Consider the following 22626-nt stretch of genomic DNA (forward strand, 5'->3'; position numbering starts at 1 on the left):
GCGGACACCGGGCACCTTTTGATTCAGGAGACCTCGTGACACAGCAATCGGTCGCGGCGTCACAGCCTGTCCCGACGTCGGACAAGCTCGACGCCACGGTTCTCAAGGTGGCGGGCGTCGTCGTGCTCGGCGCGATCATGTCGATTCTCGATGTGACGGTCGTCACCGTCGCGCTGCCGACCTTCCAGAGCGAGTTCGACGCGTCGTACGCCCGGGTGGCCTGGACCATGACCGGCTACACCCTCGCGCTGGCCACGGTCATTCCGCTCGCCGGGTGGGCGGCGGACCGGTTCGGTACGAAACGCCTCTACATGTTGGCGTTGGCCCTGTTCACCATCGGCTCCGGACTCTGCGCCACCGCCGACAGCATCGGGCAGTTGATCGCCTACCGGGTGCTACAGGGTCTCGGCGGTGGAATGCTCATGCCGCTCGGCATGACGATCATGACGCGGGCCGCCGGACCGCACCGGATCGGCCGGTTGATGGCCGTGCTCGGCATTCCGATGCTGCTCGGCCCGATCGGTGGCCCGATCCTCGGCGGCTGGCTGATCGACGTGGCCAGCTGGCACTGGATCTTCCTGATCAACCTGCCGATCGGTCTGGTGGCCCTCGCCTACGCGCAGGTGGCGCTGCCGAAGGACAACCCCGAACCGTCGGAGTCGTTCGACTTCGTCGGCATGCTGATGCTCTCGCCGGGCCTCGCCCTGTTCCTGTACGGCGTCTCGTCGCTGCCCGAGGTCGGCACCTTCGCCGACGCCGGGGTATGGGCACCCATGCTGATCGGTGCGGCGCTGGTGGTCTCGTTCGTCGTCTACTCGTTCCGGCCCCGGCATCCGCTGCTGGACCTGCGGCTGTTCCGTAACCGTCGGTTGACCGTCGCGGCGGTGACGATGTTCGTCTTCATCATCGCCTTCATGGGCGCCGGGCTGCTGTTCCCGAGCTACTTCCTCCAGGTACGCGGCGAGTCGACCCTGGCGGCGGGCCTGCTGATCGCGCCGCAGGGCATCGGCGCGATGCTGACCATGCCGATCGCCGGCATGCTGGCCGACAAGGTGCCGGTCGGCCGGACGGTGCCGTTCGCGCTACTGCTGATCATCGCCGGCTTCGCCACCTTCACTCAGGTCGACGCGAACAGCTCCTACCTGCTGCTCTGCGGCTCGCTGTTCGTGATGGGGATGGGCATGGGCGGCACCATGATGCCGGTGATGACCTCGGCGCTGCGAACGCTGACCGGGCACGAGGTGGCCCGCGGCTCCACCCTGCTCAACATCCTCCAGCAGATCGGCGGTTCCGTCGGCGCCGCGTTGATGTCGGTGATCCTCACCAACGAGCTGAACGGGTCCCGTCCGATCCCGGGCGTGACCGACCCGAACGGCAATCCGGTCAGCGAGGCCGGCCTGGCCATCGCGTCGCAGCAACGACCGGAGCTGGTTGAGCAGTTCCCGGTCGACCCGTCGGTCATCGAGCGTGGCCTCGACTTCGCCGCCAACGCCTTCGCCACGACCTTCTGGGTGGCGTTCGGGCTGGTGCTGTTGACGCTCATCCCGGCGGCGTTCCTGCCGCGCCGGCGCGAGCGCTCACACCTGCTCGACGACCAGCCCGGCGACCAGCCGAAGACGCCGGTCGTCATCCACTGACATCGGGTGCGACGGGGCCGCCGGAATCCTCCGGCGGCCCCGTCGGCGTCTGTGCGGGTCCGCGCCGAAGCTCAAGATTCGGTCAACTGGGCACGTCAGGGACCGTTGAATTCGATTGGCGCCGATAGCTTCTCCCCACACATGCCACAAGCAGAAGGAGGGAAGGATGCGGCGCACCCGACAACGCATAGCTCTTCTCGTACTGCCCGTTCTGGTGGGGAGCTTCCTGCTGGCGAGCGGGCCAGCAGGCGCGGAAACCACGGGCCCGACGGCCGAGTCCGGCCGGTCACACCTGGAGAACCCGGACCAGATAAACCTGGTCCGGGTCCACCTGAGCGGTGCGGACATGCTGGACCAGGTCCTGGCCGCCGGCTTCGACCTGGAACACGGCCTCAAGCGGGTGCCGACCGGCATCGAGGGTGAGGCCGTGGTGACGGCCGAGCAGCGCGCGGAACTTGAGGCGATGGGCGTCGAGATCCTCGCCGATCACGAGAGCTTCACCTGGAGCGACGAGGCCGACGGCGGTCTCCAGTCGGTCAGCGCGCGGTCCGCCCAGACCTTCAGTCACGAGGCGACGGTACGCATCGCCCGCGCCGACTGGTTCACCACCAAGGGCCAGGGTTTCCTCTACGTCGAGGCGCGGACCACCCAGGGGCAGCAGACGAGCCCGGTGGTCACCATGCAGTTGGAGAACGACTCGGGCCCGGGCAGCGACTTCGCCTTCGCCCGGACGATGAGCCGGTTCGTCGACTCCGGCCAGTACATGTTCCACCGGAACCTGTTCAAGCTCGACACCCGTCCGAGCCAGATCCGGGTCACCAGCTCGACCGGCGGTGTCACCACCGGCCCGGTGTCGAACTGGCTGGAGGACGGCGCGCCGCCGCTCACCGCGAACCCGGGTTACAAGTGGGACTTCGTCGACGGCTACAAGCACCCCCAGCAGCTGCACGACCGGATCGAGGAGATCGCCCGCGAGTACCCGAAGATCGCCGAGATCGTCTACCTGCCGTACCAGACGAACGGGTACCAGCGTAAGGCGCAGGCCACCATCGGCGGCACCGGACAGGCGGCGGTCGTGGTCAGCTCCGCGGCCTGGGGCCACGAGGGTGGCAACGACATCAGCGTCGAGTTCGTCAACCGACCGGGCGCCGACCTGCCGCTGGCGGTCGAGGTCAACGGCAACGCCGTGCGGGTCCTGCTCGCCAAGAACGCCGCCGGGGCGCTCGCGAGCACCGCGGCGCAGGTCGCGCAGGCGCTCAAGACGCAGTCGGGTGGGCTGATCGACCGGGCGCACCCGTACCGCACCAACGCCGGTACCGGCATCGTGCAGGCGTCGGCTCCGGTGGCGCTGACCGACTTCCTCGACCAGAAGCGCGTCGGTGCGCCCGACGGTGAGGTGCCGCGCGGCCCGAACACCATCCGCGCGCTGCGGATCGGCAAGCACCGCGACGGGCGCAACCCGGGCGTGCTGATCCAGGCCCAGGACCACGCCCGCGAGTGGGTGCCGGCGACGACCACGCTGGAGACCGCCGAGCGGCTCGTGCACAACTACAAGACGGATTGGGAGACGAAGAAGATCGTCGACAACACCGACATCTTCCTCATCCCGACCAACAACCCGGACGGGGCGAACTACAGCTTCTACAACTTCGCCTCGCAGCGTCGTAACCTGACCAACCACTGTGCGGACGACAACGCCGATCCGGCCCGGCGCAACGCCTGGGGCGTCGACCTGAACCGCAACTACCGGGTGGGCTCCGCCCAGGACGGCTACGCGGGTGGCTCGTTCAGCTGCGTCAGCGACACCTACCAGGGCCCGGAGAAGCTGTCGGAGCCGGAGGCGAAGAACATCGTCTGGCTCGCCGAGACGTACTCGAACATCAAGTTCTTCATGTCGGTGCACTCCAACGGTGGCCAGCTGTTCTGGCAGCCGGGCGCCTACGTCGCCAACGGGCGGGTCACCACGCCCCGGCCGCCGCTGCGCGACGAGCTGTTCTACTGGCAGTCGGCCTCCCGGATCCTGTCCCAGGTGAAGGCGCACCGGGAGACCGTGGTGACGCCCGAGAACGTGGGTGGCTCGTCCGACGTGCTCTACTCGTCGGCCGGCAACGTGCGGGAGGACCTGTACCACACGTACGGGATCTACGCCTTCGGGTGGGAGGTCGGTGGCTCGGTCTACAACCCGACGACCGGCAACTGGCAGGGCGGCTCGTTCCAGCCGCCGTGGATCGGCAACCCGGCGCTGGTCAGCGGGCACGCCGAGACGATGGAGTACGCCAACGGGATCATGGAGATGTTCCGGATCGCGGCCGAGTGGGGCAAGGACAACAAGAAGCCCACCTCCAAGCTGGTGCCGGGCGGCGGGACCTACCCCGGGCCGGTCGACGTCCGGTTCGAGGCCGACGAGCCGGTGAGCATCTACTACACCACCGACGGCAGCCGGCCGACGCTCGACTCGCCGCGCTACAAGGCGACCGAGTTCCGTGAGCCCGGCGAGGTGTTCCACGTGACCGAGACGACCACGTTCCACTGGTTCTCGGTCGACACGGCGGGCAACATCGAGCAGAACTACGACCCGTCGAAGAGCGACACGCGTAACAACTTCCGCAAGGCGACCATCACGATCGACAACTAGTCGTCGGCTCTGCGGTTGCGGTGCCCCGTCGGTGCGGTTCTCCGTACCGGCGGGGCACCGCCCGTCGGACGGTCGAAATTTCTCAGGCCCGAGTTGTCGAATCCGGTCCGCCTCGTTCGACGTTCTGGTGGAGGCACCACCGATGGCTGATGAAGGAGACCCAGATGCGTTCGCTGATCGTCACCGAGTTCATGTCCCTCGACGGCGTGATCGACTCGCCCGGCGGGGGCAGCTACCCGCACGCCGGCTGGACGTTCAAGGACGTGCAGATGGACGAGGCCGCGTACGACATCAAGGGACGCGAGCAGCAGGAGGCGGGCGCGATGCTGATCGGCCGGGTCAGCTACGACGAGTTCGCGCCGGTCTGGCCGACGATGGAGGAGTTCGCCGAGTACAACGCGATGCCGAAGTACGTGGTGTCGACCACGCTCACCGACCCGCAGTGGCACAACACCACCGTGCTGCGTTCGCTGGACGAGGTCGCCGAACTCAAGCAGGGCGAGGGCGGCCCGATCCTGGTGCACGGCAGCGCGACCCTCGCCCAGGGCCTCGCCGCCGCCGGCCTGGTCGACCGGTACCACCTGCTCGTCTTCCCGCTCCTGCTCGGCGGTGGGCGACGGCTGTTCGCCACGGAGGTCGCCGACAAGCAGCGGCTGACGCTGGCCGAGCACGCCACGTACCGCAACGGCGTGCAGCTGGCGGTGTACGACGTGCTGCGCTGATCGGGCCGGGCGACGAGCACCCTGGACAGCGGGAATCAGTCGCGCGGAGTCTGGTCGAGCGCTCATATCGTTGGTACTGTCGCGCGATGTCGACGGATTTCGAAGCTGACGGGGTTGACCGGGCACGCCTGCAACGGCTGCTGGAGCGGGAGCGGGCCACCTTCGCCGAGCGCAACCCCCGCTCCGCCGCCGCGTACGCCGGTGCCGCGCACCTGTTCGGCAAGGTGCCGATGACCTGGATGAACAAGAACGCCGCCGGCTTCCCGGTGTACGTCGACCGGGCGCACGGCGCCCGCCTCACCGACATCGACGGCAACGAGTACCTCGACTTCTGCCTCGGCGACACCGGGGCGATGGCCGGCCACTCACCGGCTCCGGTGGTCGCCGCGGTCACCCGACGCCTGGCCGAACTCGGTGGCGCGACCACCATGCTGCCCACCGAGGAGGCGGCGACGGTCGGCGCCGAGTTGAGCCGGCGCTTCGGACTGCCCGCCTGGAGCTTCACGCTCACCGCCACCGACGCCAACCGGTGGGCGATCCGACTGCTGCGCGCCGTCACCGGCCGGGACCGCATCCTGGTCAACAGCTACTGCTACCACGGCTCGGTCGACGAATCGCTGATCGTGGTCGGGCCGGACGGCCGCCCACGAAGCCGCCCCGGGAACGTCGGGGCGCCCTACGACGTGACCAGCACCAGCCGGGTCGCCGAGTTCAACGACCTCGACGGGCTGGCCCGCGAACTCGCCCACGGCGACGTGGCCGCCGTGCTGATGGAACCGGCGCTGACCAACATCGGCATCGTCCTGCCCGAACCCGGCTACCTCGACGGCGTACGCGCGCTCACCCGGCAGCACGGCACCTACCTGATCAACGACGAGACGCACACCTTCTCCGCCGGGCCGGGCGGCGCGACCGCCGCCTGGGGCCTGACCCCGGACGTGGTCACCATCGGCAAGGCCATCGGCGGCGGGATCCCGGTCGGCGCGTACGGCCTCTCCGCCGAGCTGGCCGCCGCACTGGCCGGTCGGGCGGATCTCGACCTGGTCGACATGGGCGGCGTCGGCGGCACCCTCGCCGGCAATCCGGTGTCGATCGCGGCCACCCGAGCCACCCTTGAGCAGGTGCTCACCGACGAGGCGTTCGCCGGCATGATCGAGGTGGCCACCGCCTTCGCCACGGGCGTACGCGCCATCATCGAGCAGTACGCGCTGCCCTGGTCGGTCAGCCAGTTGGGCGCGCGGGTGGAGTACCGCTTCGCCGCTCCGGCACCCCGTACCGGCACCGAGTCGGCGCAGCGGGCCGATCCCGTACTGGAGGACTACCTGCACGTCTACCTGAGCAACCGGGGCATCCTGATGACCCCGTTCCACAACATGGCCCTGATGTGCCCGCAGACCACCGTCACGGACGTCGCCCGGCACCACGAGGTCTTCGCCGCCGCCCTCGGCGAGCTGCTGGCCTGAGACGCCCGCCGAGGCCGCGCCGCGCCGTGACACGCCACCGGACCGCTGAGCGCTCGGTCAGGTCCGACGCTCTAAGCTGCCACCCAGAAGCTCGATGGTCCAAACGAGACTGAGGTGCGATCGTGGTGGACGGTACGGCCGTGGCGGGCGGCGAACAGAACAGGCCCAAGTTGGACACTGGCGTCCCGCAGACGGCCCGGATCTGGAACTACCTGCTCGGCGGCAAGGACAACTTCGCCGCCGACCGGCAGGTCGGCGACCAGATCATCTCGAACCTGCCGCATCTGGCGGAGAACGCCCGGCTCTCCCGGGCCTATCTCACCCGGGCGGTGCGTTACCTGGCCGGTACGGCCGGCATCCGGCAGTTCCTCGACATCGGCACCGGCCTGCCCACCGCCGACAACACCCACGAGGTGGCCCAGTCGGTCAACCCGCAGGCCCGCATCGTGTACGTCGACAACGACCCGCTGGTGCTGACGCACGCCCGGGCGCTGCTGGTGGGCACCCCCGAGGGCGCCACCGACTACGTCGACGCGGACCTGCGGGACCCGAAGACCATCCTCCGGGAGGCGGCGCGGACGCTGGACCTGACCCAGCCCGTCGCGCTCATCCTGATGGGCATCCTCGGCCACGTCGAGTCCGACGAGGAAGCCAAGTCGATCATCGACAGCATCATGGCCGAGCTGCCGTCGGGCAGCTACCTGGCGATGTACGACGGCAGCGACACCAGCGAGGCGGTCACCGAGGCGGTGCGGATCTGGAACATCTCCGCCAACCCCAAGTACCACCTGCGCAGCCCTGAGCGGATCGCGGCCCTCTTCGACGGCCTGGAACTGGTCGAGCCCGGCGTCGTCTCGGTCACCCGCTGGCGTCCCGACGGCACGGACACCGAGCCAGCGGAGATCGACCAGTACTGCGCGGTCGGCCGCAAACCGTAAGGCTGTCGCCCCGGATCTTGGTACGAAAACGCCCTTCCGGGGGCACTTTCGCACTACGATCCGGGGCGATTTTCTCAGAGGTCGCGGCGGCGGAAGAGGAGGGCGGTCAGGGCGAGGACGAGCGTGATCCAGAGGCCCGCCCAGGCGAGGTAGGTGCCGGTCAGTGAGGCATCACTGAGGAACGGGTGGCCCTGCATGGCCGGACCGAACTGCATCAACACGGTCGGGTCCTGAAAGGCGTTCATGGCACCGCGCCACAGCCCGTCGGTCGGCAGCAGCATCCGGGACACGGTGCCCACCCGGGCCACGCCCTCGTTGTCGAGGGCGGTGCCGAACGCGCCCACCACGCCCGCGATCCAGGTGGCCCCGAACAGGCCGACGGCCACCACCCCCGAGGCCATCGGTGAGCTGATGCTGGAGAGCAGCAGACCGAGGGTGAGCAGCACGATGGTCTGCGCGGCGAGCAGCGCCAGACCGGTCACCGGCCCGGGCGGCCAGTAGCCCACGGTGACCCGGACGACCAGCAGCTGAGCCAGGCCGGCCACGGTGACGAAACCGGCGCCGAAGACCACCAGTCCCGCCCACTTGCCGAGCAGCACCGCGAAGCGGCGCACCGGCCGGGCCAGGATCGCCAGCGCCGCCCCGGACTCGATGTCGCCGGCCAGGGTCGGACCGGCGAGGAACGCCGTACCGAGTGCGGCGATCAGGCTCAGGCCGAACATCACCAGGTTGAGCACCAGGGCCGCGACCAGCCGGGCCTCGCCGCTGGTGAGCCCGCCGAACTCGGCGTCGATCCGGGAGAACCCCCAGGCACTGAGCGCGAGCAGCACGATCGTCAGTACGCCGAGCGAGCGCAACACCCGCCGCCGCGCGGCCTCCTGCAGGGTGAGCGCGGCGACCGTGAGCACGGTCCGGACGGTCATCGCCGGTCACCTCCGGTACGCAGGATGGCCAGCAGCCGCTCCTCGAGACTGACCCGCGCCGGCTCGACGGCATGTACGCGTACCCCGAGGCCGACCAGATCGGTCACCAGGTCCGGCACGCATGTCGGCTCTGGTTCGGTCGGCAGCGTGACGGTGAACAGGTTTCCCTCCTGGGTGAGCGGGCCGGCGGCGGCCAGCCGGTCGTGGGCCCGCTCGTCCACCCCGTCGAGCCGCAGTCGCAGCTCCCGTCGGCCGAGCAGTTCGGCGAGGGTGCCGGCGGCGGCCACCTGCCCCTTGTCCAGGATGACCACCCGGTCACAGACCCGTTCCACCTCACCGATGAGGTGCGAGTTGAGCAGCACCGCGACGCCCCGGGCCTTGAGGGAGAGCAGCAGGTCCCGTACGTCGGCCCGGCCGAGCGGATCCAGGGCGCTGGTCGGCTCGTCGAGCACGACGAGTTCCGGGCGGGCCACCAGCGCTACGGCCAGCCCGAGGCGCTGCTGCATGCCCTTGGAGAAGCCGCCCACCCGATCGTCGGCCCGGTCGGCCAGGCTGACGGCGGCCAGACACTCCCGTCGCTCGTGCGCGGGTACGGCGGTGCCGGCGAGCCGGACGTGTAGGGCGAGCACCTCTGCCGCGGTCAGCCACGGCTGGTACCGGAACAGCTCCGGCAGGTATCCGACGCGGGCCCGGGAACGCGGGTCGCTCGCCGGTCGTCCGAGCAGCAGCACCTCGCCCGCGTCGGGCCGGACCAGGCCGAGCAGCATCTTGATGACGGTGGTCTTGCCGGCACCGTTGGGGCCGAGCAGACCCACCACCTCGCCGCGGTCGACGGTGAAGGACACACCGTCCACCGCGCTGCGCCGCCGGTACCGCTTGCGCAGGCCCGAGCACCACGCCGCCGGCGCCGGCGGCAGTTCGGCGAGCAGCCGCGCCGCCGCGTCGGGGCCGACCCCGCCATCCCGCTCAGGCCCCGTGCCGCCGTGCCCGATGGCCGTGCCGCCGTGGTCCGGGGCTGCGCCGCCCTGCCCAGGGGCCGCACCGCCCCGTTCGGTCGTGGGGCCGGTCATCGGTTCCACCGCAGTCCGCGCGCCACCGACAGCACCTCGTCAGCGCTCAGCGGCCCGGCCACCGCGGTGACCGTCCCACCCTGCACCCAGACCACCCCGGCCAGTACGCCGTCCCGCGAGGTCAGCACGGTGGCCGGCGACCCGTGGACGTCGGCGGTGGCGGCGGTCAGGTACCGGGCGTTCACCGGCAGCGGCAGCGTCGCCCCGTCCCCGGTGTAGTGCCGCAGCTGCGACGCGACGTTCTCCGGCAGACCCGGCAGGGAGAGCAGGTAGTCGCGGGCCGTGGCGAACTCGACGCCCGAGGAGTAGACGGTCGGTGCGGCCATCCGGGCCACGATCAGGTTCGGCACCTCGCGCCCGGCCGACCACACCGCGGCGACTCCGGGGCCGGCGCTCAACCGGAACTGGCTGCCATCGAGACCGGCCGGTGGCTCCGGCAGCGGTTTGCCCGCCGCCTCGGCCGTCTGCCTCGCCTTGTCGACCGAGAAGGTGAACTCCGCGCTGGTCCGGTCGCCGACCTGGAACGTCGGTTCGCCCCTCACACCGCGGGGCAGCTGAGCCACCCGGGGCAGGGTCAGCCCACTGACCCGCTCCGCCTCGGCGGCGTCGGCGACCTCACGTACGTTGGCCCGCTCGGTCATCTTCACCTCGCCGTACGCCGACAGGTCGGGCAGCGCGACCAGGTCGGCCTGGGGGAGCGTGACCGGGGCGATCCGCTCGGTGTGGAAGATCTGCAACCAGTTCCCGGCCGCCGCGGCGCTGGCCCCGGCCAGCAGCGCGAGCACGGCGACGGCGGCGACCACCGGACTGCGCAGCGCGGCCCGCCAGCGGGGTGCCCGGGCGGCGGCGGGTGCCCGCCGGTGGGCGGTGCTGCCGACCGTACGGTGCAGGCGCTGCCAGCCCGCCTCCACGTCGACGTCCGGTCGCACGTCCAACGCCGCGCCGGTGATCGCCGCGTCCTGTCGGGCGGCGGCCAGCCCGGACAGGCAGACCGGGCACCGTGCGACGTGCTCGCGGTCGGCGTCGGCGACCCCGGCCGGCTCGTCCAGCAGCCGGCGTAGCGTGCCGTCAGTCGGATGACGCATGACGGTTCAACTCCTCGCGTAGGGCGGACTCGGCGCGGCGTACGGTGGTGCCGACGCTGCCGGGGGAAAGATCGAGAGCGGCCGCGACCTCGGCGTAGCTGAGGCCGCTGTGCCGGAGCAGGAGGGCGACGGCCTGGCGGCGGGGCAGCCGGGCCAGCGCCGCCCGCACCCGCCGACGTTCGTCGCGGGTCACCACCGTGTCCGCGACGTCCGGACAGACCGCGTCCAGGTCACCGGCGACCTGCTCGCGGGCGGCGCGTCGACGGCGGGACCGGACCTGGTTCAGCGCGGTGTGCGCCGCGGCGACCGACAACCAGCCGACCGCCTGCCCCGCCGGCACCGAGGAGCGCCCGAAGGCGAGGAACACCTCCTGCGCCACGTCCTCGGCCTCGGCGCGGGAGCCGAGCACCCGGGCGGCGACCCCGACGACCCGGGGATAGGTGGTACGGAAGACCTGTTCGAGGTCGGCGCGGACGCCTTCCCGTCCGGCCGGGGTCGACCCGACCACCACGGCCTCCCTCCGCACCGTTCGACCTGCGGACCTGTCCCGCCCGAGCCGGACCGGCGGCACGGCGGCCACCCGTCCCGGCCCGACGAGACCAGCTTCCTCCTCCATACCTACGAAGCACCGCCGACGCCGCAGAAGTGACACCCCGGACCGGGATTTCCGCGGATGACCATCGCTTCATCGATCGCCTACTATCTGAGCGTCGGAAGTCGGTCGGGGCGAAGGAGTGCTCGTGCGTAGTCTGATCCGGTTTCTGACCCCGATAGCGCTGCTGGCCACGGTCGCGCTCGCCGTACCATCCTCGGCGCAGGGCAGCGCCGTGCCATCCTCGGCGCAGGGCGCTGCCCCGCAGTCGGCGCCCCGGCTGGCCGCCGCCTGGGCCGCGCCGCTGAGCACCCGTGGGCGCTACGTCGTGGACGCCAACGGCAACCGGTTCAAGCTGAAGTCCGGCAACTGGCACGGCGCCAGCGGCACCTGGAACGGCAGTGGAAGCACGGCGGACGCGGCCAACCACCATGCGGGTGAGAAGGCCGACCAGATGCCGTTGGGGCTGGACCGCGCGCCGCTGGCCGACATCGTGGCCAGCTTCCACGAGCTGGGCCTGAACAGCATCCGGCTGCCGTTCTCCAACGAGATGATCCGCGACGGCCGCCCGGTGCCGGACGCCTCGGTCCGCGCCAACCCGCAGCTGCGCGGCAGGACCCCCCTCCAGGTGTACGACGAGGCGATCCGCGTACTCACCGACCAGGGTTTCGCGGTGATCCTCAACAACCACACGAACACGTCGAGGTGGTGTTGCGGGCTCGACGGCAACGAGCGGTGGAACACGAGCCAGAGCACCGAGCAGTGGGAGCAGGACTGGCTGTTCATGGCCCGCCGGTACGCCGGCAACGCCCGGGTGGTCGGTGCCGACCTCTACAACGAGGTACGCCGCAACATCCTCGACGACCCGAACTGGGGGCTCGGTGACCGCCACGACTGGCACGCCGCCGCGCAGCGGGCCGGGGACCGCATCCTGACCGAGGCCAACCCGAACCTGCTGATCATCGTGGAGGGCATCAACTGGTACGGGCTGCCGGTGGACGGCTTGCCGCACGGGCGGCCCACCCTCGAACCGGTCGCCCAGCTGTCGCACACCCTGGTCCGGTCCAACAAGCTGGTCTACTCGGCGCACTTCTACGGCTACACCGGCCCGAACCACAGCGGCGCCACCGGCATCGGCGAGACCACCGACCCCCGCTACCAGGACCTGAGCCGGGATCAGCTCTTCGAGACCGTACGACGGCAGGCCGCGTACGTGGCGCTCGACGGCGACCGGCACTTCACCGCCCCGGTGTGGATCAGCGAGTTCGGGGTGGGTGGCCGGGACAACACCGATCCGAAGTCGCGGGCCTGGTTCCACAATTTCGTCGACTACCTGGTCGCCACCGACGCCGACTTCGCCTACTGGCCGCTGGTGGGCTGGCACGACAACCGGCGCGGCAACGGCTGGGCGCTGATGCACTGGGACGCGGCCGGTAACCGGATGGGCCTCTACGACGGCGACGACTGGCGTGCCGACGCCTGGCGGCGGCTGGTCTCCGGCGGTCTGACCGGGCCGGTCGCCCCGGTCCGCAACTGGTCGATGCTCACCCTCGACCACGCCGACTTCAACCAGTCGGTACGGATGCGGGCGCTGCCGGACTGGGACTCCGGTGCGCGCAAGGCGGTGTGCCCCGACGGCCAGCGGCTGGTCGGCCTGAGCCGTACCGGCAACCGGGGGCTCTGCACCGGCGCCCCGGACACCGGCGGTCATCAGGTGGTGCGCGACGAGGCCCACGTGGACACCGACTGGGCGGTCGGCTTCACCAAGTTCCAGTGCCCGAGGGCCAAGACCGTCACCGGGTACGCGGTCCGTGGTGGGGACCTGTCGTCCGTGCTCTGCCGCGACGCGGGCACCCCGGTCGGCGGCACCAGCCGGGTGGTGTGGTTCGACCGTGGCGACAACCGCCCGGCCGGCGGCCCGGGTGGCGACTTCGCCACCGGCCACTACAAGGGCCAGTGCGCCCCGGGCGAACACCTCGTCGGGGTCGCCTACCGGGCCTGGATCTGGTCGCCCGGCAAGGAGCCCGACGCCCTGCTGTGCCGAGGCTGACCCTCCGCCGGCCGGGTCCAGGGACGGCGCGGCGGCAGGCAGCACGGCGCAGCCACGGGTGGCGCGGCAGCACCACCGCGCCACCCGCGGGGCGACCTATCGGCGCCCCGCCGCCGGCCCGAGGTCGAAGCGGTCCAGGTTCATCACCTTCACCCAGGCCGTGACGAAGTCGCGGACGAACCGCTGCTGACCGTCGGCGCTGGCGTAGACCTCGGCGATGGCGCGCAGCTGGGAGTTCGCGCCGAAGACGAGGTCGACGGCGGTGGCCGTCCAGGTGACCTTGCCGGTGGCACGGTCGCGGCCCTCGTAGACGTTCTCGGCCGAGGCGGACGCCGTCCACTGCGTGCCGATGTCGAGCAGGTTGACGAAGAAGTCGTTGGTCAGGGTGCCGGGCCGGCCGGTGAGGACACCGTGCGGTGCCCCTGCGGCGTTGGCGCCGAGCACCCGTAGGCCGCCGATCAAGACGGTCATCTCGGGTGCGGTGAGCGTCAACAGGTTGGCCCGGTCCAGCAGCAGCGTCTCCGGCGACAGCTTCCGGCCGGCCCGCAGGTAGTTGCGGAACCCGTCGGCCGTCGGTTCGAGCACGGCGAACGACTGCACGTCGGTCTGCTCCGCGGTGGCGTCCGTGCGGCCGGGTGCGAACGGGACGATGACGTCGTGCCCGGCGCTGCGGGCCGCCTGCTCGACGGCGGCGCAGCCGCCGAGCACGATCACGTCCGCGAGGGAGACCCGCTTACCGCCGGACTGCCCGGCGTTGAAATCCTCCCGCACCCGCGCTAGCACCGGCAGCACCGTGGCCAGTTCCGCCGGGTCGTTGACCGCCCAGCTCCGCTGCGGCTCAAGCCGGATCCGCGCCCCGTTGGCCCCGCCCCGCTGGTCGGTGCCACGGAAGCTCGCCGCCGACGCCCACGCCGTACGGACCAGTTGGGCGACGGACAGGCCACCGGCGAGCAACGCCGCCTTGAGCGCGGCGACGTCCTCGGCGTCGATCAGCTCGTGGTCGACCGCCGGCACCGGGTCCTGCCAGAGCTGCGGCGCGGGCACCCACGGCCCGAGGTAGCGCGACAGCGGTCCCATGTCCCGGTGCAGCAGCTTGTACCACGCCTTGGCGAACGCCTCGGCGAGCTGGTCCGGGTGCGCCAGGAAACGCCGCGAGATCTGCTCGTACGCCGGATCGGCGCGCAGCGCGAGGTCGGTGGTGGCCATCATCGGGGCGTACCGGATCGACGGGTCGTGCGCGGCCGGCACCGCGTCGGCCGCGGCGCCGCCCTTGGGCCGCCACTGCTTCGCGCCGGCCGGGCTCTCGGTGAGTTCCCACTCGTACCCGAAGAGGGTTTCGAAGAAGCTGTTGTCCCAGGTGATCGGGGTGGGCGTCCAGGCGCCTTCGAGGCCGCTGGTGATGGTGTCCTGGCCCTTGCCGGTGCCGAAGGTGTTGCGCCAGCCCAGCCCCTGCTCCTCCAGCGGCGCGGCCTCCGGCTCGGGGCCGACGTAGCTGGCGGGGGCGGCGCCGTGCGTCTTGCCGAAGGTGTGGCCGCCGGCGATGAGCGCGACGGTCTCCTCGTCGTTCATCGCCATCCGCCGGAAGGTCTCCCTGATGTCCCGGGCGGCGGCCAACGGATCCGGGGTGCCGTTGGGCCCCTCCGGGTTCACGTAGATCAGTCCCATCTGCACCGCGCCCAGCGGACCGGAGAGTTCCCGGTCGCCGCTGTAGCGTTCGTCGCCGAGCCAGGTGTCCTCGGGCCCCCAGAAGATCTCCTCTGGCTCCCAGATGTCCTCGCGCCCGAAGCCGAAGCCGAACGTACGCAAGCCCATCGACTCCAGCGCGCAGTTGCCGGCGAACACCAGCAGGTCGGCCCAGGAGATTTGCTGGCCGTACTTCTGCTTCACCGGCCAGAGCAGCCGGCGGGCCTTGTCCAGGTTCGCGTTGTCCGGCCAGCTGTTGAGCGGGGCGAACCGTTGCCCGCCGTCGCCCGCGCCGCCCCGGCCGTCCTCGATGCGGTACGTGCCGGCGGCGTGCCAGCTCAGCCGGATGAACAGTGGCCCGTAGTGGCCGTAGTCGGCCGGCCACCAGTCCTGCGAGGTGGTCATCACCTCGAAGACGTCGCGCTTGAGCGCCTCGACGTCGAGGGTGGCGAACTCCGCCGGGTAGGTGAACGTCTCGCCCATCGGGTTGGCCCGGGGGGAATGCTGGTGCAGGACCTGAAGGTTCAGCTGGTTGGGCCACCAGTCCTGGTTCGTCCTCGGTCGACTCGGCTTCGGAGTCGGGGAGGGGATTGCCGGGTTCTCGCTTTCGCTGCCGCGCTCGGACACGTCGCTCCTTCTCGTACGGGTCTCTCGCCTGAGTCAACTGGCCGTCCGGGTCCCGGGACACTGCGTAGCGCTGTCGGGCGATCACAAAGCCGGTATGGCCCTCGATGGCTAAATCGGTTTAGCCTGCCCGGAAGGTCACACCACCACCGAAGGGACCAGGCGCGATGGGGAACATGAGCAGGAGAGGATGGTGGACACCGCTCGCGATCGCAGTCGCGGCCTCGGCGGTGCTCACCACCGGCGGCGCCGTGGCGGCTCCGTCGTCGAAGCCGAAGCCGAAGCCAACACCGAAGCTGCCGAGCGAGGCGCAGCAGGCGCCACCGACCGACTGCACCGCGCCGGTGGGCATCGACGCGAACGCGGTACTGCCCGGATACCTCGTACCCGACGACACGCTGGGCGTCACCTGCGTGCCGTTCACCCAGGTGCCGCTGGAACCGGCCGGCTACCAGGGTGACTACCGGGTGGACGCGTTCTCCGACCAGGTGCTGCGTGACATGCTGGCGAACTGCGAGGCGGCGCCCCCCTGCTCCGCGATCACCAACGCGCAGAACTACAACCCCCCACAGTTCCGGCTGACCGGGTCGTTGCGGCCGGAAGGCAAGATCGACCCGCACGCGGCCAATGTCGACCTACGCGAGATCCGGCGTCCCGGCTTCTTCGCCCAGGCGCCGTACCACGAGGCCATCGCCGCGGCCGACCGGGACAGCTACACCTTCGAGTTCGCCGTGCCGGCCGAGCCGTACGAGCGGCTCAAGCGGGGCATCACCGCACCGGTCAAGCTGCGCGGCTGGTACCTGCGCGGTGCCGGCGTGCCGCAGCCCAACGGCCGCCGGGTGCAGTCCCTGGCGATCTTCGTCGGTGGCCGGTCGGTGGAGACCACCACCATCCAGGACCCGCGCGACCCGCTCTACGTACGCTCGGAGAGCACCGGCAGGTTCGAGAACGTCAGCTACCCGTCGCGCGGCACCGAGCAGTGGGCGGGCCGGCACTGGCGGCAGTACCTCTACAAGCTCAACCAGGCCGGCGTCGACGTGCTCACGTTCGACAAGCGCGGCCACGGGATCTCCGGCGGCATCTCCGGCGACAACATCCTCCAGCAGGGCCTGGACATGCTGCGGGCGGTCGACGCGCTCGACACCGGTGCCGGCGTACGCATCGTCGGCGCCGACGGACGCCAGCTGACCGGCAAGAACGCCGTCCGCGCGCTGGTGCCGAACAACATGAAGAAACTGCCGATCATCCTCGGTGGCCCCAGCCAGGGTTCGGCGGCCACCTCCTGGGCGATGAACGCCAACTTCAACAAGTGGTGCGAACTGGACACTCCCGAGCGGGCCTGCCACAAGCCGTGGGGCCACAACGTCAAGGGCGCGGTGTTGATGGCGGGCTTCCCCGTGGTCAACCCGTCGCTGGCCGAGGCCGCGCGGCGCAAGGTCAACCACACCGTCGGCCTGGGCGGCACCTCGGAGCCGTTGGCCGGCATCGGCTCCTGGCCGGCGGTCTTCTTCGGCAAGGGCCTGTTCGACGGAATCCAGGGTCCGTTCCCCACCTTCAACGCCTACCTGCGGGTGCAGGGCGACAAGGAACTCCTGTTCGTCCGTGGCCCGCACTCCGAGGTCGCCTTCGGACCGGGCAACGTCGCCCTGATGCAGGAGCGGGTGGCCCAGTTCGCCGTCCGCGCCGTGCTCGGCCAGAAGACCGACCAGCCCAGGTACACCAACCTGAAGGAGGCGGTGGCCGCCAGCCCGCAGATCTGGGAACCGTCCACCCAGCCCACCTTCGAGACCAAGCCGTAGCTGTCCCTGGCCGGGGTGACACCCGGACCGCCGTCGGGGGTCGAGGTGACACCCGGACCGCCGTCGGGGGTCGAGGTGACACCCGGACCGCCGTCGGCGGCCTCCTCGCACAGGAGGCCGCCGACGGGTCTTGTTAGAGGCTGGCCCGGTTGTCCCGCCGGGCCAGCCGGCCCAGCAGGTAGTCGGACGTGCCCGGGTGGTGCTGCTGACCGACGAGGACGCGCTGATGTCCAGCGACCTGCCACAGCAGGTCATCGCGATACCGCGGGACCGGGTGCGGCAAGGGGTGCTGGTCGCCATGACCGCCATCTGTTACGCGATCCACTATGCTCTCGTGCACTGCGCTGCCGACCGGCTTCGGGAGACCCGGGCGCGCATCGATGTGCTGGCAGCCCTCGACCCGACGCACACGATCAGGTAAGTGGCTCCCCGGCGGTGTCGGGGTGCCGGCCAGGAGGAAAGGTGGACCGCGATGGACTCCGCCGAGCTGCCCGCTTCGCCGGTGCGTCAGCTGCGGCTCGTGGTCGAGGCCGACGACTACGAGGCGGCGGTCAGCTTCTACCGTGACGTGCTCGGCCTGCCGGAGCAGGCGGCCTTCTCCAGCGGCGACGACGCCCGCGTGGTGATCCTCGACGCCGGACGCGCCACCCTGGAGATCGCCAACCCGGCACAGAAGCGGATGATCGACGACGTCGAGGTGGGCCGGCAGGTCGCGCCCCGGCTGCGGGTGGCGTTCGAGGTGGACGACACCGCCGCCACCACCGACCGGCTGACGGCTGCCGGCGCCAGGCAGGTCGCCCCGCCGACCCTCACCCCCTGGCAGTCGGTCAACGCCCGCCTGGACGCGCCGGCCAACCTGCACATCACGGTCTTCCAGGAACTACGCACCCTCGACGAGCGCACCGAACTCGACGGCTTCGCCACCAACCCCGAACCCCCACCCCCCACCCCCTAGGTTCCGTCTCGCGGATCTTGTTGGTCGAGGGCGGCGGGTAGGCCGATCGACGTTCGGCGAGTCGAGCAAGGCGTGGAAGTGGGTACCGAGCATGTCGTACCTGGCCGCCTGGTCGCGCCAGTGCCTGCGCCATTGAAGCCGCGTTCGACCTGGCGGCGTTACTAGTCCACGGTGCGGCCCACCACCGCTGGTCGACCTCCTAGCCGACACCGCCGGGCGACCCGATCCGCTTCACCCGATCCAAGCCGCGGATCTTGGTTCGAAACGGCCCCCATGAGGCCCCCACGGGGACCGTTTCGAACCAAGATCCGCGAGACAGAACCCACCCCCACCTCACCCCTAACCTCACCCCACCCCCGCTCAGGCCCGCCCCGCCGCTCCGGTTGATCAAGAAGTTTTGGTCGCTGGGTGGCCTGTGCCGAGACGCAAACTCCTTGATCAACCAGGGCCAGGGCGGGCCGGGGTGGGGGTGGGCGCGGGGTGGGTGGGTTAGGTGGGGGTTGTGGTGGGGGGTGGTGGGGGAATTGCATGCGGGCTAGTAGGACCAGCATGACCACGATGGCGCCGAGCAGGGCGAGCCAGGACCAGGCCCAGCCGACGGTGACGCTCAGGACCGCGAAGGCCGCGATCGCGACCAGCCAGATGGTGGCCGTGTAGAGCCCGAACCGGGCGGCGCTGGCCGGGTCCTCGGTGAAGCGGTTGGCGATGTCGTGGTGGTTGGCAGCGAGCCGCAGCATCCACGGCTTGTGCCGGTTGGTCTGGGTGCCACCGAGGTAGGCGAAGAGAACCACCGCCGCGACCACCGCGACCGCGCCGACCGGCAGCGACGGCAGGCCGCCGCTGGTCAGGTATGACCAGCCCGCGCCGAGCCCGGCCAGCGCGAGGGTGACGGCCAGGCCGTACCCGCCGGCTCGGGTTGCCGGCATCGGGTAGCTGCTGGAGGTCTCCTGGCGTAGCGCGTCGGCGGTGCCGGCGCCGGCCGCGACGGCGACGGCGGTGACCGCGACCAGCAACCACCCCGACGGTACGGCGGTGCCGGCCGTGGCGAGCACGAGGAGTGCGAGCCCGGCGACGCCGAGGGCGGCGAGCAGCGCCGTACGCACCAGGAACCCGGGAGTCGGGCGGACCCGGTGGCGTTCCCATTCGGCGTGGGCGGACGGTGCGCTGGCCGCCGGTGCGGCGTCCAGCAGCGGTCGCAGGTCGCCGAGTTCGGTGATGGCCTGACGGGCGGCGGTCGCGGGGGAGTGGCCGGTGTCGACCAGTTCGCCGACCCGGGCGACCAGGTTGGCGCGGATCTCCTCCTTGAGGTCCTGCCGGTCGGGGCTCATCTCGATGCCGGCGAACGCCTCGTCGAGCAGGCGATGGACGTCCAGTGTGGCGTGGGTGGTCATGGCTGCCCTCCAGCGGTCGGGTCGGGCTGGCCGGCGCGGTCGGCCAGGTCGAGCAGGGTGTCGATGAGGTCGCGGGTCACCGCCCAGGCGGCGACGTTGCGTTGGTAGACGGCGCGGCCGGCGTCGGTGATGCGGTAGTACTTGCGGCGACCGCCCTGGGTCTCGTCGCCCCAGTACGACTCGATCAGCCCGTCGCGGGCGAGTCGGCGATAGCTGGCGTACAGCGTGGCTTCCTTGATCTCGTGGCGACCGCCGGTGCCGTCCCGGATCCACTTGAAGATCTCGAAGCCGTAGCTGTCGGTGCGCCGGAGGATGCCCAGCACGATCGTGTCGGTGTGACCGCGCAACAGGTCGGCGGCGAGCACGTCGTCGTCGGAGAGGACCAACTTGTCAACCACGACAAGTACTGTATCAGATCAAGTACGTGCCGCCGAAGGGGCGAAGGCGTGGGGAAGGTGCCAGGCCCGGCGCGCCGAGCCCTGAGGGTCAGCCTGGGACGACGCGGGAAGTCAGCTTGTCGCGTCGGGCAGCCAGGGGCCGAGCAGTGCGGGGTCGGCGACGGACAGCCGTACCCGATCGAGTTCCGGGGCGGTCAGCGGCAGCGCGCGGAGCCGATCGCCCCAGTCGGGCACCACGTCGAGCTTGCCCAGCGCGGTCGACAATTCGATCAGCGCGGCGAGCGCCATCGCCTGCTCCACGGCCGGTGCCTCGTCGCCGTGCCGGCGCAGTCCGGAGTTCAGCGCCCGGAAGGCGGCAAGGTCGTCGCTCTTGAACTCGCGCAGGATCCGGGCGTTGTCGAGCACCCGGGCCAGCCCTGACAGCTGATCCGACCCGCCGTACTCCAACTCGGCCGGCTCGTCCCGCCGGATGAAGACGATGGTGTTGCCGGACGGGTCGACGATGCTGAACCGCGACGCGCCGGGCCGGTAGCGGGTGATCCGGGGCAACCCCCGAGCCAGCACCTTGCCGTACGCGGCACGCATCGCCGCGACGAACGCGGCATGGTACGGCACCACCGCGTCGATCATGACCAGGCAGCCACCGCTCTGCTCGGTCGTCGGGTCGAGTCCCTGCGGTGCTCGGCCGTAGTGCAGTTCGAAGCCGCTGAATCGAATGGCGAGATACAGGTACGGCTTGCGTTGCTCCCAGGTCACCGTGGGCCCAGAGACCTGATCTGCGCGCAGACCGGATGGCGTGCGTGCCGGCGACTCCAGGGCGTGGTTGGCGACCTTCGCCCACCGCCGTGTCCCCACCCCGGCGTCCGTCGGTTCGCCGGATCGGGTGTCTCGGCGGATCTCCGCTGGCCCGGCTGGTGGTACGGCAGCGTTCACATCCGGCCCCCGGATGACCCACCGGGAAACGGGGTGTGTCGATGTCTTGACAGTGGGAGGCGCGCCGTCAACACTGCGAAACAAGCCCAAAACAGTGATCCAAGCCGATTGCTGACGGGTGTTGTTAACGCTCACATGAACTGCCGCCACCCCGCACCATCCGCCGTCCCCGACCCGCGCCGGCAAGGAGAGCCATGTCGAGAGTTCTAGCCAGGATGAGCGCCCTGCTCGCTGCCTTCTGCCTGCTGTTGCTGCCGGCGGCGCAGGCGCCCCGTGCCGAGGCCGCCGCGCTCGACCCGTTCACCGGATACCTGATGGCGCACTTCACCGGGGAGTCCGCCAACGGCGAACAGATCTACCTCGCGCACAGCCGCGACGGACTGACCTGGCGCGACCTCAACAACGGCGCCCCCGTCCTGCTCTCCACGCTCGGCACGCGCGGCGTCCGCGACCCCGCCCTGGTCCGTTCGCCCGCCGGCGACCGGTACTGGATCGTCGCGACCGACCTGCGTATCGCCAGCGGCATCTCGTGGAGCGATGCGTTGAACCGGGGCAGCACCTCCCTGGTGGTGTGGGAGTCCCGCGACCTGGTCAACTGGTCCACCCCCTGGCTGATCAACGTCGCGGGTGCGATCCCCGGCGCGGGCAACGCCTGGGCGCCGGAGGCCATCTACAACCAGGCCACCGGCGACTACGTCCTCTACTGGGCGACGAACTCTCCGCGCAACGGCGTCACCAAGAACCGCATCTGGTACGTACGTACCGGCGACTTCCGCACCTTCACCGCCCCGCAGTTGTACATCGAGCGCCCCGGCGGCCAGGGCATCATCGACACCCAGATCATCGAGGTGCCGAACAGCGTCGGTGGCTACCGCTACTACCGGGCCTCGGCCGACGGGCACATCCCGATCGAGGCCAGCAACTCGATCCTGGGCACCTGGACCAGCCTGGGGAACCTGTCGCACCTGGGCATCTCCAACGGCACCGGCGGCGGCAACATCGTCGAGGGCCCGATGTGGATGCAGTTCAACGGCCGCGACGAGTGGGCGTTGTACCTGGACCAGTTCGCCACCAACCGTGGTTACCTGCCGATCACCTCGACGAACCTGGGCAGTGTCACCAACTTCCGGATCCGGTCGGACTACAACATGGGCGCCAGCCGTAAGCGGCACGGCTCGATCCTGAACCTGACCGCCGCCGAGGAGAGTCGGGTGCTGGCCCGCTGGGGCAGCGTCAACTCCCCGGTCAACCGGATCCAGTCGTACACCCACCAGGACCGGTACGTGCGGCACGCCAACTACGACGTACGCATCGACCCGAACGTCAGCCCCGCCCAGGACGCCCAGTTCCGGGTGGTGCCCGGCCTGGCCAACAACTCCGGGTACGTGTCGTTCGAGTCGGTCAACTATCCGGGCTACTACCTGCGGCACTACGGCTTCGACTTCGTGCTCGCGGCCAACGACGGCAGTTCGATCTTCGCCGCCGACGCCACCTTCCGGCAGGTCGCCGGGCTGGGCAACAGCGGTTGGTCGTCGTTCCAGTCGTACAACTACCCGGACCGGTACATCCGGCACTACGACTACCAACTCCGCCTCGACCCGATCACGGACACCCCGGGACGTAACGACGCCACCTTCCGGCTGACCTCGTAACTCCCGTGCCCCTTGGCTCCGCCACGGCAGCCGGCCGTGGCGGAGCCGGGGGCCCACCTGTGCGGCGTCGCCGCCG

General features: G+C 70.6%; 18 protein-coding genes. 10 read left to right on the forward strand and 8 right to left on the reverse strand.

The window, feature by feature from the left end:
- The first annotated feature begins 35 nt into the window (after window positions 1–35).
- The 5 genes from E0H26_RS14420 to E0H26_RS14440 all read left to right on the forward strand — a co-directional run bounded on the left by E0H26_RS14420 (window position 36) and on the right by E0H26_RS14440 (window position 7395).
- On the forward strand, window positions 36–1637 hold the full coding sequence (locus E0H26_RS14420; RefSeq protein WP_131304117.1) for a DHA2 family efflux MFS transporter permease subunit: 1602 nt from the start codon (window positions 36–38) through the stop codon (window positions 1635–1637).
- 166 nt (window positions 1638–1803) lie between these two features.
- Complete coding sequence (locus E0H26_RS14425) at window positions 1804–4272, forward strand: M14 family zinc carboxypeptidase (protein ID WP_131304118.1); 2469 nt, start codon at window positions 1804–1806, stop codon at window positions 4270–4272.
- A gap of 164 nt (window positions 4273–4436) precedes the next feature.
- Window positions 4437–4994 (forward strand): dihydrofolate reductase family protein, encoded by a 558-nt coding sequence (locus E0H26_RS14430; protein ID WP_131304119.1) that lies wholly within the window; start codon window positions 4437–4439, stop codon window positions 4992–4994.
- 86 nt (window positions 4995–5080) lie between these two features.
- Window positions 5081–6457: a transaminase gene (locus tag E0H26_RS14435; protein ID WP_131304120.1), complete on the forward strand. Its 1377-nt coding sequence runs from the start codon at window positions 5081–5083 to the stop codon at window positions 6455–6457.
- A gap of 122 nt (window positions 6458–6579) precedes the next feature.
- On the forward strand, window positions 6580–7395 hold the full coding sequence (locus E0H26_RS14440; RefSeq protein ID WP_131304121.1) for an SAM-dependent methyltransferase: 816 nt from the start codon (window positions 6580–6582) through the stop codon (window positions 7393–7395).
- 74 nt (window positions 7396–7469) lie between these two features.
- On the opposite strand, the gene E0H26_RS14445 is transcribed toward E0H26_RS14440, so the two are convergent.
- From E0H26_RS14445 to E0H26_RS14460, 4 genes are read right to left on the reverse strand one after another with little or no spacing between them, the layout of a single operon-like run.
- Window positions 7470–8318, reverse strand: coding sequence for an ABC transporter permease (locus tag E0H26_RS14445; protein WP_131304122.1), 849 nt, complete (start codon window positions 8316–8318; stop codon window positions 7470–7472).
- Complete coding sequence (locus E0H26_RS14450; protein ID WP_240742170.1) at window positions 8315–9388, reverse strand: ABC transporter ATP-binding protein; 1074 nt, start codon at window positions 9386–9388, stop codon at window positions 8315–8317. The genes E0H26_RS14445 and E0H26_RS14450 overlap by 4 nt, the downstream gene beginning before the upstream one ends.
- Window positions 9385–10473, reverse strand: coding sequence for a hypothetical protein (locus E0H26_RS14455; RefSeq protein ID WP_131304123.1), 1089 nt, complete (start codon window positions 10471–10473; stop codon window positions 9385–9387). Before E0H26_RS14455 ends, E0H26_RS14450 begins: the two co-directional genes overlap by 4 nt.
- A complete protein-coding gene (locus tag E0H26_RS14460; protein WP_240742171.1) occupies window positions 10457–10999 on the reverse strand; it encodes an RNA polymerase sigma factor in 543 nt (180 codons plus the stop codon). Before E0H26_RS14460 ends, E0H26_RS14455 begins: the two co-directional genes overlap by 17 nt.
- Before the next feature lie 214 nt (window positions 11000–11213).
- Between E0H26_RS14460 and E0H26_RS14465 the strand changes: the two genes are divergently transcribed.
- Complete coding sequence (locus E0H26_RS14465; RefSeq protein ID WP_240742172.1) at window positions 11214–13115, forward strand: glycoside hydrolase family 5 protein; 1902 nt, start codon at window positions 11214–11216, stop codon at window positions 13113–13115.
- A 96-nt stretch (window positions 13116–13211) separates the two neighbouring features.
- Here E0H26_RS14465 and katG read toward each other — a convergent pair whose 3' ends face one another.
- Window positions 13212–15425 (reverse strand): catalase/peroxidase HPI, encoded by a 2214-nt coding sequence (gene katG / locus E0H26_RS14470; RefSeq protein WP_131304126.1) that lies wholly within the window; start codon window positions 15423–15425, stop codon window positions 13212–13214.
- A 173-nt stretch (window positions 15426–15598) separates the two neighbouring features.
- Here katG and E0H26_RS14475 point away from each other — a divergent pair, with 173 nt between their 5' ends.
- The 3 genes from E0H26_RS14475 (at window position 15599) to E0H26_RS14485 (ending at window position 18176) form a co-directional block, all read left to right on the forward strand.
- The gene (locus E0H26_RS14475; protein WP_131304127.1) at window positions 15599–17221 is read left to right on the forward strand and encodes a hypothetical protein; all 1623 of its coding nucleotides are present in this window, start codon (window positions 15599–15601) and stop codon (window positions 17219–17221) included.
- Between the two features lie 196 nt (window positions 17222–17417).
- Entirely contained in the window at window positions 17418–17642 is a 225-nt protein-coding gene (locus E0H26_RS14480) for a hypothetical protein (protein WP_131304128.1), read from the forward strand.
- A gap of 51 nt (window positions 17643–17693) precedes the next feature.
- Complete coding sequence (locus tag E0H26_RS14485; RefSeq protein WP_131304129.1) at window positions 17694–18176, forward strand: VOC family protein; 483 nt, start codon at window positions 17694–17696, stop codon at window positions 18174–18176.
- 161 nt (window positions 18177–18337) lie between these two features.
- Here the strand turns inward: E0H26_RS14485 and E0H26_RS14490 are convergent, their stop codons facing one another.
- From E0H26_RS14490 to E0H26_RS14500, 3 genes are all read right to left on the reverse strand, one after another.
- The gene (locus tag E0H26_RS14490) at window positions 18338–19567 is read right to left on the reverse strand and encodes a permease prefix domain 1-containing protein (protein ID WP_131304130.1); all 1230 of its coding nucleotides are present in this window, start codon (window positions 19565–19567) and stop codon (window positions 18338–18340) included.
- The gene (locus tag E0H26_RS14495; RefSeq protein ID WP_240742173.1) at window positions 19564–19965 is read right to left on the reverse strand and encodes a PadR family transcriptional regulator; all 402 of its coding nucleotides are present in this window, start codon (window positions 19963–19965) and stop codon (window positions 19564–19566) included. Before E0H26_RS14495 ends, E0H26_RS14490 begins: the two co-directional genes overlap by 4 nt.
- 111 nt (window positions 19966–20076) lie before the next feature.
- Entirely contained in the window at window positions 20077–20820 is a 744-nt protein-coding gene (locus E0H26_RS14500) for a glyoxalase (protein ID WP_206025120.1), read from the reverse strand.
- 272 nt (window positions 20821–21092) lie between these two features.
- On the opposite strand from E0H26_RS14500, the gene E0H26_RS14505 reads away from it, so the two are divergent.
- Window positions 21093–22550, forward strand: a complete 1458-nt coding sequence (locus E0H26_RS14505) for a glycoside hydrolase family 43 protein (protein ID WP_131304131.1) — start codon at window positions 21093–21095, stop codon at window positions 22548–22550.
- Window positions 22551–22626: the final 76 nt, after the last annotated feature.

Source organism: Micromonospora zingiberis (genome assembly GCF_004331455.1).
Taxonomy (GTDB): Bacteria; Actinomycetota; Actinomycetes; order Mycobacteriales; family Micromonosporaceae; genus Micromonospora; species Micromonospora zingiberis.

Coding starts and splice junctions, on each gene's coding strand:
- E0H26_RS14490 (WP_131304130.1), bottom strand. CDS start 19,567: ATGACCACCCACGCCACACTGGACGTCCATCGCCTGCTCGACGAGGCG.
- E0H26_RS14475 (WP_131304127.1), top strand. CDS start 15,599: ATGAGCAGGAGAGGATGGTGGACACCGCTCGCGATCGCAGTCGCGGCC.
- E0H26_RS14435 (WP_131304120.1), top strand. CDS start 5,081: ATGTCGACGGATTTCGAAGCTGACGGGGTTGACCGGGCACGCCTGCAA.
- E0H26_RS14430 (WP_131304119.1), top strand. CDS start 4,437: ATGCGTTCGCTGATCGTCACCGAGTTCATGTCCCTCGACGGCGTGATC.
- E0H26_RS14455 (WP_131304123.1), bottom strand. CDS start 10,473: ATGCGTCATCCGACTGACGGCACGCTACGCCGGCTGCTGGACGAGCCG.
- E0H26_RS14425 (WP_131304118.1), top strand. CDS start 1,804: ATGCGGCGCACCCGACAACGCATAGCTCTTCTCGTACTGCCCGTTCTG.
- E0H26_RS14450 (WP_240742170.1), bottom strand. CDS start 9,388: ATGACCGGCCCCACGACCGAACGGGGCGGTGCGGCCCCTGGGCAGGGC.
- E0H26_RS14445 (WP_131304122.1), bottom strand. CDS start 8,318: ATGACCGTCCGGACCGTGCTCACGGTCGCCGCGCTCACCCTGCAGGAG.
- E0H26_RS14505 (WP_131304131.1), top strand. CDS start 21,093: ATGTCGAGAGTTCTAGCCAGGATGAGCGCCCTGCTCGCTGCCTTCTGC.
- E0H26_RS14485 (WP_131304129.1), top strand. CDS start 17,694: ATGGACTCCGCCGAGCTGCCCGCTTCGCCGGTGCGTCAGCTGCGGCTC.